Here is a 9,500-nt window from a genome sequence, read left to right on the forward strand (position 1 = left end):
GGTCCCCGCCGATGGTACGGTTGACCAGCGGTTTGGCGGGGTCGTCGTTCAGGGACTCCCAGGCCGACTGGACGGTGTCGGAGTCGTGGGCGGCCAGCAGGTTGGGATCGTAGGAGGGGGAGGAGACCAGGGCCAGGATCGCGCCGGTGGACGGGTCCAGGGCCACCACGGCACCCCGCCGGCCGCCCAGCGCATCCCAGGCGGCCTGCTGCACTCGCGGGTCGATGGTCAGCTTGATGGCGCCGCCCTGTTGGGTCTCCCCGGTCACCAGGGACTTGATGCGGCTGGAGAACAGGGACGGGTCCTCCCCGTTGAGCACCGAGTTCGCGGTCAGCTCCAGCCCGGTCATGGAGGAGAAGGAGGTGGAGAAGTAGCCGGTCAGCGGGGCGTACAACTCCCCGCCCGGGTACGTGCGCTGGTAGGTGTAGGCGTCGTCTGAGGGCTCGGAGTCGGCGATCACGGTGTCGCCGGCCAGGATTTGGCCCCGGTCGGTGCCGAACTGGGCATAGACCATGCGGGCGTTGCGCGAGTCCGTGGTCAGCGTGCCCTGCTGGGAGGAGGACTCCCACAGGGCCGGTCGGTTCAGCCCCTGCACGCTGGTCAGGGAGGCTGCCAGCGCCAGCACCATGACCAGCACCAGCACGGTGACCTGGCGGATCTGTCGGTTCATGCGTCACCCTCCTCATCCGCGGGACGGTGGGGAGCGAAGGCGGGCGGCTCGGCGTCGGCCCGCTCGGGGGCCGCCTCGGGTCGGGCCGGGGCGGGCGCGTCGTCGGCGTCCTGCACCTGCTTGCGCAGGGAGGTGGGCAGGTCGGCGGTGTCGATGATGCGGGGGGCGGCCGCGGCGGGGCGGCGGGCGGCGTCGGACAGGCGCACCAGCAGCGCCAGGATGATCCAGTTGGCGATCAGCGAGGAGCCGCCGTAGGCGAGGAACGGGGTGGTCAGGCCGGTCAGCGGGATCAGCCGGGTGACCCCGCCGACCACCACGAACACCTGCAGGGCGATGGTGAAGGACAGCGCGGTGGCCAGCAGCTTGCCGAAGCCGTCCCGCAGGGCCAGGGCGGTGCGCAGCCCCCGCTGCACCAGGATCAGGTAGAGCATGAGGATGGCGAGCGTGCCCGTCAGTCCCAGTTCTTCACCCAGGGAGGCGACGATGAAGTCGGAGTTGGCGAAGGTGGTCAGGTTCGGGTAGCCCTCACCCCAGCCGGTGCCCATCAGTCCGCCGTAGGCCATGCCGAACAGGCCGGTCACCAGCTGCCAGGAACCGCCCGGCATCTCGTAGACGGACGGGTCCATGGCGTGCATCCAGGCGGTGATGCGCTGCTGCACGTGGGCCAGGTGGGTGGCGGCGAACCAGGCGGCGGGCAGGAACAGGGCGGCGCCGATCACCAGCCAGCTGGGCCGGTCGGTGGCCACGTACAGGGTGACCACGAACAGGCCGAACAGCAGCACCGAGGAGCCCAGGTCCCGCTGCAGCACCAGCACCAGGATGCTTACGCCCCACACCACCAGCAGGGGCGCCAGGTGCCGGGCGCGCGGCAGGTTCATTCCCAGCACCCGTCGACCCGCCAGGGCCAGGTTGTCCCTGTTGGAGACCAGATAGGAGGCGAAGAAGATCGCCAGCAGCACCTTGGTCAGCTCCGCCGGCTGGAAGGACATCGGTCCCAGGTGAATCCAGATGCGGGCGCCGTTGACCTCCGTGCCCAGCCCGGGCACGAACGGCAGCACCAGGAAGCCCAGGCCGCCCCACATGGCCCAACTGTCCCAGCGGCGCAGCAGCCGGTGGTCGCGTATCAACAGCACCAGGCAGAACAGGACCACCCCCAGGGCGGTCCATATTGCCTGCTTGGTGCCGTAGTCGTGGACCTGCCCGGTGCGCTCGTAGGAGAGGTCCAACCGGTGGATCATGGCCAGGCCGATGCCGTTGAGGGCGACCGCCGTCGGCAGGAGTACCGGGTCCGCCCACGGGGCGGTGCGGCGCACCCACAGGTGCACCACCAGGCACACCACGGCCAGGGCCGCCGCCAGCCGCAGCGACTGGGCGGGGGATGCGCCGGTGCGGTTGAGAGCCGTCAGCACGAAGGCGGCCAGGCCGATGACCAGCGCGATCAGCAGCAGGCCGGCCTCGGCCCAGCGGCCCGTGTGGCGCGACGACGCCGAGGCCGGAACCGATGCAGGACGGGCGGGGGAGGTCATGTGCTCGACTCCCGCTGCCCCGGCGCGGCCGGGCCCAGGGCGCGGGTGGAGGAGGAGCCGGCGCCCCGGCTGGATGCGGCCGTGGGAGCCTGGGTGGCCGTCGGCGTCGCGGTCGGGGTCTCGGTCGGTACGGGGGTGGGGGTGGCCGCCGGCTCCTGAACCAGGTTATCCATCACCGTGGTGCGCACGTACTGGCGGGCGGCGTCCAGGGAGGGCTGCTGCACGGTCCGCTCAAGGGTGGCCAGAATCTGTGAATTCAGCGCATCAACGGCGGGCTCGTCATAGGTCTGTACCACGTGGCTGAGGGAGATCGGCCCGATCTCCTGCGGAATGCCCTGATAGATGACGACCCGGTTATTCAGCGTGGTCACGTAGTACTGGGACTGGGTCCACTGGTAGCCGAGGACGCCTGCGCCGAGCAGGGCCAGCACCAGGATCAGGGAGGCGATGGTCGAGCGCAGCCGACGTTTGCGGCGCCGGGCGAGCTGGCTGCGCGCCTGGGCAGCGATCGCCTCCTCCTCGGTGGTGTTGCTGGGGGCCGGTTCGGAGTCCAGGCCCGCCACCAGCGCGGCGGCCTTCGCGGCCGGCGTCGTCGCCGGGGTCGTGTCCGCCGGATCCGCGGATACGGGGGGCTGCTCCCCCGTGGCGGCCTGCCGCAGGCGGGCGCGGCGGTTGGCGGCGGAGCCGACGATCTGCGTGTCGGTCTGCGGCTGGGGGTCGTTCTCGACGACGTCGAACACCACCACGGTGATGTTGTCGGGGCCGCCGGCGCGCAGCGCCAGGTCGATGAGCTGGTCGCCCGCCTGGCCGGGGTCATCGACCGTGGCCAGCACCTCGCCGATGGTGTCGGCGGAGACCGGGCCGCTCAGCCCGTCGGAGCACAGCAGCCAGCGGTCGCCGGGCACCGCCTCACGGATGGACTCGTCCAACTGGACGTCGCCCTCGGCGTCGCCGAGCACGCGCAGTAACACGGAGCGCTGCGGGTGTCGACGCGCCTGCTCGCGCGTCAGGCGGCCGGTCTCCACCAGGTACTCCACGAAGGTGTGGTCGGTGGTGACCTGGGTGAGTTCGCCGCCGCGCAGCAGGTAGGCGCGCGAGTCACCCACATGCACCATGGCGAGTTTGTTGCCCGAGCGCATGATCGCGATGCAGGTGGTGCCCAGGCCCGCGAGGTCGGGGTTGTCGGCGGACAGCGAGACCAGGTCGGTGTGTGCCTCCTGGACGGCGCCGCGCAGCAGGTCCAGCAGCTCGCCGGCCTGGTGGGAGTCGGCGTCCAGCGGCACCAGGTGTTCCACCGCGACGGCGGAGGCGATGTCTCCGCCGGCGGGGCCACCCATGCCGTCGCACAGGAGCATCAGGTGCGGGCCGGCGTAGCCGGAGTCCTGGTTGGAGGCGCGGACCAGCCCGACGTCACTCCTGGCCGCATAGCGCAGGGAGATGGTCATGGGCGCAGCTCCAAGGTGGTCTGGCCGATTCGCACCGGCACTCCGACGGGCAGTTCAACGGCACCGTACACGGGCCGCCCCGCAAGCGTGGTGCCGTTGGTGGAGGACAGGTCCTCCAGCCACCAGGCGCCGTCCTTGGGGAATACGCGGGCGTGTCGGGAGGACGCGTAGGAGTCATTGAGCACCAGCGTGCAGTTCTGGTCGCGTCCAATGGTGATGGAGGTGGGGGTCAGGGGCACCATGGAGCCGGCCAGGGGCCCCTCGGTGATCACCAGGCGGGTGGGGCCGCGGTTGCGGCCGGCCGCGGCGCCGGCGTCCCGGCGCAGACCTCGCCGTCGGGTCGGGGTGGCAGACACGTCCGCCACGTCGCGGCGCAGCACGCGTACGACGAAGAACACGAACACCCACAGCAGGACCAGGTAACCCAGCCGGGCGATGGTGAACGCGAGCTCACTCACCCGTTGGCTCCTGTGCCTTGGGTGCCGTCCCAGAACATGATCCGGGTGCGGCCGATGGTGAGTGTGTTGCCGTCCAGGAGGGTGGCGGCGTCGACCCGGTGGCCCTCCACGAAGGTGCCATTGGTGGAGCCGAGGTCGGTGGCGATCGCATGCCCCTGGGTGAGGCGGATCTCCAGGTGGCGGCGGGAGACGCCGGAGTCGTCGACGATGATGTCCGCCTCGCTGCCGCGGCCGATCACGGTGACCGGGCCGGTGAGCAGGTAGCGCTGCCCGTCGATGTCCAGGATGGGATGAGTGGGGGAGGCGGTGGCGGCGGCCGCGGGTGCGGCGGCGCCACGGCGCGTGGAGGAGTCGATCTCGATGTTGGGGGGCGTGAGGCCCACGTCGGGGATGAAGGAGACGTCAACCGGTCCGACGAAGGAGTAGCCCTGCTCGCCGGCGTGGGTGGTGGCGACCTCCTCCATCTGCCGCACCATCTCATCCATGCCCCAGGTGTTCAGGCGCTCGACGTCGCTGGGGGCCAGGTGGATACGGAAGACGTTGGGTACCACGGAGCGGTCGCGCGCGAAGGAGGCGGCGCGCTTGTCCATCGTCTCGCGCAGCTTCGAGGCGATCTCGATGGGCTCGACGTCATCGGAGAACCGGGACATGGCCCGATTGGCGACGCTGCCGACGCCCTTCTCGAACTTGTCCAGGAGACCCATGGACTACCTCCCCGTGTGTTTCACAGCGGCCGCGGCGCCGCCGCTGCCGTCCGCGAGGCGGGCGGGTGCCCGGCACGCGGCCTGATTCGGCCACGATACTGGGACCGCCCGTGGCGTGTGTGCGCCTGGGCGGAATCCAGGGGTGACCTGCCCCAATCGTAACGGGTGAGGCGCTTACACCGGGAAGGTGGGAGCGACGGCCGTGTTGCGATCGGGACGTTACCCGGAGTGGCGGTTGGGCGGAGTCGGGCTGGTGTCTCGGAGCAGGTGTGGGGCTTGGCCGGGGAAGACTCGGTGCCGCCCCCTGTCGCCGGGAACCTGGGCCTAGGAGTCTGGGCGGGTGGGGGAGCGCCGCTCGTCCGTGCTTGCCCGACCGGACCGTGCGCCGTGCAAGTGGTACGCCATGCGGGTGAGCGGTTTCACGGTCGGCGGCGGCGGTCTGGATTGGACGCGGGCGCCTGCGAGCCGCTAGCATCAACGCACGTCGACGCGCGAGTGGCGGAATTGGTAGACGCGCACGGTTCAGGTCCGTGTGATCTTGCGATCATGGGGGTTCGAGTCCCCCCCCGCGCACCAGGGAAGGCCCGGAGCTGGTTCACCAGCCCGGGCCTTTGTCGTGTTCGGCGAGACCGATGCCGGTTTCGTGTTCGCCGGACCCGGCCTATCCCGGTCGAAGGTGCCGACATGAACACGCCTTCGCGTCAGATACACGAGTTTTAGAGGTTTGCACGTGTTCGGCGCCCGCAAAGCTCTAAAACGCGTGTATTCGCGAGGAACTCGTGTACGAGACGAGGCCCGGCGGCCCGACGCCCGAGAGCAGACCGCTCGCACCGGCGTCGGAACCGATCAGGCCCACCCAGCGGCCCGGCAACCGAGGGCAGACCTGCCCCCGCGGCGGCCGACCCTAGACACGGCGGGTACCTGTACCGCTACGCCGGCAGCGGCGCGACAGCAGCCCGGCCAGCGCAACGCCCAACCAGGCGCCGACGCCGTTCTGGACGACGTTGAACAGCGACGGCCGACGGTCGAGCGCCGGCAGGGCCCACTGCATCAGCTCCGCGCCCAGGCTGAGGGCACAGCCCGCGAGCACCCACGTCCACCAGGGCACGCGTGGCCAGCCCAGGCAGGCCAGGAAGGTCAGCGGCGCCAGCATCGCGAGGTTCAAGGCGATGTCTTTTCCGGCCGGCGTGAGGAACCAGGGACCCAACCCGGCCTTGACGGCGGTGACGTCCCCTCCCGATGGCCACAGCACCGCGAAAAGGACCACGAGCAGGTAACCGGCGGCCAGCACGCGGGTCGTGCGGTACCCGGTCCGCATGTCGCGCCCCTTCAGCGCCCGACGCGCGCGTCCAGCTGGTCGGTCTGCTCCTGGTCCAGCGACGAGGGCGTGATGACCGGCAGGACCGACCAGGGGAAGTTGATCCACTTGTCGGTCACCCGCCAGCAGTAGTCCGGCTCGAAGATGCTGCGCGGCTTGCGGTAGATCACCGCGCTGCGGGCGTCCACGGCCACGGTCTCACCGCCCAGGTCGAGGCCCCGGTGCTGCAGCAGCTCCATGACCATCTTCAGGGTCTTGCCGGAGTCGGCCACGTCGTCTACCACCAGCACCTTCTTGCCGGGCAGGTCCGAGGCGTCCATGAGCGGTGGCAGTACCACCGGCTCCTCCAGGGTCTGTCCCACCCCGGTGTAGAACTCGACGTTGACGGCGCCCATGGCCTTGATGCCGATCGCGTAGCCGATGGCGCCGGCGGGGATCAGGCCGCCGCGGGCGATGGCGATGATCAGGTCCGGCACCCAGCCGGAGGCCACGATCTGCGCGGACAGTTCGCGTTCGGCGCGGCCGAACAGCTCCCAGGTCAGCTCTTCGCGGTCGGGGGCGGCATCCGAGGTGGCGCCGTCGTCGAAGGGGATCGAGGGAGACTGGGCAGTGCTGCGCGCGTCGGTCACCCTCTGCATGGTAGCGGCCTATCGCGCCGTCACCCATGAGTGTCGCGCGGCCGACGGACGGCGTCGGCGCGGCTCAGGGAGTAAGGCCGAGCAGAACACGGGAGCATCCCGGGGTGGGCCTTCGTTCGGGCCGGGGCGTGGGCGCAGCGACGTGACCGGATAGACGGTCGCCAACGGGATATGACTGGGCGTCTTTTGGGTTGTGGGAGGCAAGCCCGGTCGGCACCGGCCGGGACCCATCCCATAGAGAGGCATCCACGATGAGTGCGATGAACCCGAAGTAAGCGCCGCTTTTCGAACCCCTGGAACTCAACAACGGCGTGACGCTCAAGAATCGGCTCGTCGTGGCGCCGCTGACGATCTACGACTCGGGCGCCGACGGCGAGCTCACCGACGCCGCCCGCCGCTTCTGGAACGACCGCTTCAAGGGCTTCTCCCTGTTCATCATGCCGTTCACGAACGTGGCGCCGGGCGGCATCGGCTTCGAGTCCCCCAACGCCTTCGACTCCCGGCACCTGGCCACGCTCAAGGAGTATGCGGACATCGCCCACGCCCAGGGGGCGCTCGCCGTCGTCCAGCTCGCCCACTCCGGACTACACGCCCGCAGGGAGATGACCCAGGGGCACGACGTCGTCTCCCCCACCACGGCTCCCTTCGCCGGCTCGCGGGCCATGACCGAGGCGGAGGTGCGCGGCCTGGTAGACGCCTACGCCCGCGCCGCCGAGCTGAGCCTTGAGGCCGGCCTGGATGGCGTGGAGATTCACGGCGCCAACGGGTGGCTGGTGCAGCAGTTCTTCTCCGGCAACACCAACCTGCGCACCGATGACTGGGGCGGCTCGCGCGAGAAGCGGATGGCGCTGCCGCTGGCGGTCGTGGACGCCGTCGACGCCGTGCGCCGCCGGCACCACCGGCCCGACTTCATCGTGGGTTACCGCTTCTCCCCGGAGGAGCCCGGCGAGCGCGGCCTGACCATGGCGGACACCTTCGCCCTGGTCGACGCCCTGCTGGACAAGCCGCTGCAGTACCTGCACGTGTCCCTGTGGGACTTCTACAAGAAGGCGCGTCGGGGTGCGGACACCTCCCTGACCCGCATGCAGCTGCTGCACGAGCGCATCGGTGGGCGGCTGCCGCTGATCGGCGTCGGCAACCTGTACACGGCCGACGACATGATCCGCGCCTGGGACACCGGCTGGGCCGAACTGCTGGCCATCGGCAAGAGCGTCCTGCTCAACCCGCACCTGATCGAGCTGATCCGCACCGGCCGCGAGGACGAGATCGAGACGACCTTCGACTGGGACAAGGCCGACAGCTACCGCTACACGCAGGCCATGCTGGAGGGTACCCGGATGGGGACCGACTTCTATCCGCGCTCCAAGCAGTTCAGCCCCCGGTACCGCAGCGAGGACTACTGAGATGCCGGGGCTGCGCCGCCCGCGCGCCCTGACGGTGACCACCCGGCGGGGCAGCGTGTTGGACGGGGCCCTGTTCCCGGCCCACGCCGCGGACACGGTGGTGATCGCCATCACCGGCATCCACGGCAACTTCTATGCCAACCCCTTCTACGTCACCTTCGGACAGACCCTCAACCGGGCCGGCATCGACTTCGTGTACGCGCAGACGAACGACGACTTCAACGAGATCCCCGGCACCAACGCGGTGACGGGGCAGGAGGAGGTCATCGGCTCGTGGAACGAGGACTTCGCCTTCACCGACGAGGATCTGGGGGCTTGGTTGGACTACGCGGAGGCCGCCGGCTATCGGCGAATCATCCTGGCCGGGCACTCCCTGGGCGCCAACAAGGTCATCTACTACCTGGCGCGCCACCACGATGAGCGGGTGGAGCACTTCCTCCTGCTCAGCCCCGCCAACCTGCGCCACCTGACCAACCAGGTCACGGCGCAGGAGCGGGCCGTGGTGCGCGACTACGTCGACCGCGGCCTGGGGGAGCAGCGGCTGCCGTTCCCGCTCATGGGCTGGGTGCCCTGCCGGGCGGAGACCGCCCGCCAGTGGCTGTGCGACAACATCCTGGACAACGTGCACGTGGAGGCCGACGCCGACTTCAGTCAGGTGGCCGCCATGCGGCACACCGGCGCCATGCTCATCGGCACCTATGACCGGTTCACCTATGGCGACCCGGCGGGGTTCCTGGCGACGATCAATGATCACACCGCCGCCCCGGAGGCCAACGAACTGGTGCTGATCCAGGGCACCGGCCACACCTACCAGGGCAAGGACCAGGAGGTCGCGGACGCCATCGTGCGTCTGGTGCGTGCCTGGGCCTGAGCGGTGCGACCCGGTGCGTAGGTACGGGTGCTTCGCACTGAAGTCGGCTGAAGTGTCCGGATTCGGGACAAACGGCGTTCGGAGCGACGTGGTCCGCTTGAGAGTCCGCATGATTTCAACGATCTTCAATGTTGTCACGGCAGCTGCCGGCGCGTTTGTCCCGGATCTTGACATTCCAGGCTCTCACCGTTTGTGGGGGTGGTGGTTCGGGCCCGCGGGTTGTTGTGGGGTGGTCGTGTTCGGGGCTCTGTTTGACGAGAACCGGCCCACCAGGTGGTCGTGTTCGTGTTTGGGAGATCGTCATCGGGCGTATGAGGTCGTGTTCGGGTTGACCGATCAGAGGTCGTGTTCGGGCGGATCAGGACGTCGTCGGCGCCGTTGCGCGTGCGGACGGTTCGTGCGTTCCGGTGACGGTTCGTCAGGTAGCAGCAACGGTTCGGCATGAACGACGACGGTTCGTACACCTA

General features: G+C 69.7%; 9 protein-coding genes and 1 tRNA gene. 3 read left to right on the top strand and 7 right to left on the bottom strand.

Translation table 11 applies throughout. From position 1 onward, the window contains the following. The 5 genes from BN1056_RS07965 to BN1056_RS07985 form a co-directional block, all read right to left on the bottom strand. On the bottom strand, nucleotides 1–670 hold a 670-nt coding region (locus BN1056_RS07965; RefSeq protein ID WP_280516454.1), incomplete at its 3' end, for a penicillin-binding transpeptidase domain-containing protein. Continuing rightward, nucleotides 667–2,196, bottom strand: a complete 1,530-nt coding sequence (locus BN1056_RS07970; protein ID WP_210580251.1) for an FtsW/RodA/SpoVE family cell cycle protein — start codon at nucleotides 2,194–2,196, stop codon at nucleotides 667–669. The genes BN1056_RS07965 and BN1056_RS07970, both read right to left, overlap by 4 nt. Continuing rightward, entirely contained in the window at nucleotides 2,193–3,641 is a 1,449-nt protein-coding gene (locus tag BN1056_RS07975; RefSeq protein ID WP_210580252.1) for a PP2C family protein-serine/threonine phosphatase, read from the bottom strand. The genes BN1056_RS07970 and BN1056_RS07975 overlap by 4 nt, the downstream gene beginning before the upstream one ends. Next, on the bottom strand, nucleotides 3,638–4,099 hold the full coding sequence (locus BN1056_RS07980) for an FHA domain-containing protein FhaB/FipA (RefSeq protein ID WP_210580253.1): 462 nt from the start codon (nucleotides 4,097–4,099) through the stop codon (nucleotides 3,638–3,640). The genes BN1056_RS07975 and BN1056_RS07980 overlap by 4 nt, the downstream gene beginning before the upstream one ends. Beyond that, nucleotides 4,096–4,803: an FHA domain-containing protein gene (locus tag BN1056_RS07985; protein WP_210580254.1), complete on the bottom strand. Its 708-nt coding sequence runs from the start codon at nucleotides 4,801–4,803 to the stop codon at nucleotides 4,096–4,098. The genes BN1056_RS07980 and BN1056_RS07985 overlap by 4 nt, the downstream gene beginning before the upstream one ends. A gap of 489 nt (nucleotides 4,804–5,292) precedes the next feature. On the opposite strand from BN1056_RS07985, the gene BN1056_RS07990 reads away from it, so the two are divergent. Then, a tRNA-Leu gene (locus BN1056_RS07990) sits at nucleotides 5,293–5,379 on the top strand. 328 nt (nucleotides 5,380–5,707) lie between these two features. On the opposite strand, the gene BN1056_RS07995 is transcribed toward BN1056_RS07990, so the two are convergent. Then, nucleotides 5,708–6,121, bottom strand: coding sequence for a VanZ family protein (locus BN1056_RS07995; RefSeq protein WP_210580255.1), 414 nt, complete (start codon nucleotides 6,119–6,121; stop codon nucleotides 5,708–5,710). A gap of 11 nt (nucleotides 6,122–6,132) precedes the next feature. Continuing rightward, complete coding sequence (locus BN1056_RS08000) at nucleotides 6,133–6,759, bottom strand: phosphoribosyltransferase (RefSeq protein ID WP_210580256.1); 627 nt, start codon at nucleotides 6,757–6,759, stop codon at nucleotides 6,133–6,135. Between the two features lie 293 nt (nucleotides 6,760–7,052). Here BN1056_RS08000 and BN1056_RS08005 point away from each other — a divergent pair, with 293 nt between their 5' ends. Then, entirely contained in the window at nucleotides 7,053–8,162 is a 1,110-nt protein-coding gene (locus BN1056_RS08005; protein ID WP_280516455.1) for an NADH-dependent flavin oxidoreductase, read from the top strand. Nucleotide 8,163: 1 nt separating this feature from the next. After that, nucleotides 8,164–9,033, top strand: a complete 870-nt coding sequence (locus tag BN1056_RS08010; RefSeq protein ID WP_210580258.1) for an alpha/beta hydrolase — start codon at nucleotides 8,164–8,166, stop codon at nucleotides 9,031–9,033. Nucleotides 9,034–9,500 lie beyond the last annotated feature (467 nt).

The sequence above is a fragment of the Actinomyces succiniciruminis genome (assembly GCF_900002405.1).
GTDB classification, from domain to species: Bacteria; Actinomycetota; Actinomycetes; order Actinomycetales; family Actinomycetaceae; genus Actinomyces; species Actinomyces succiniciruminis.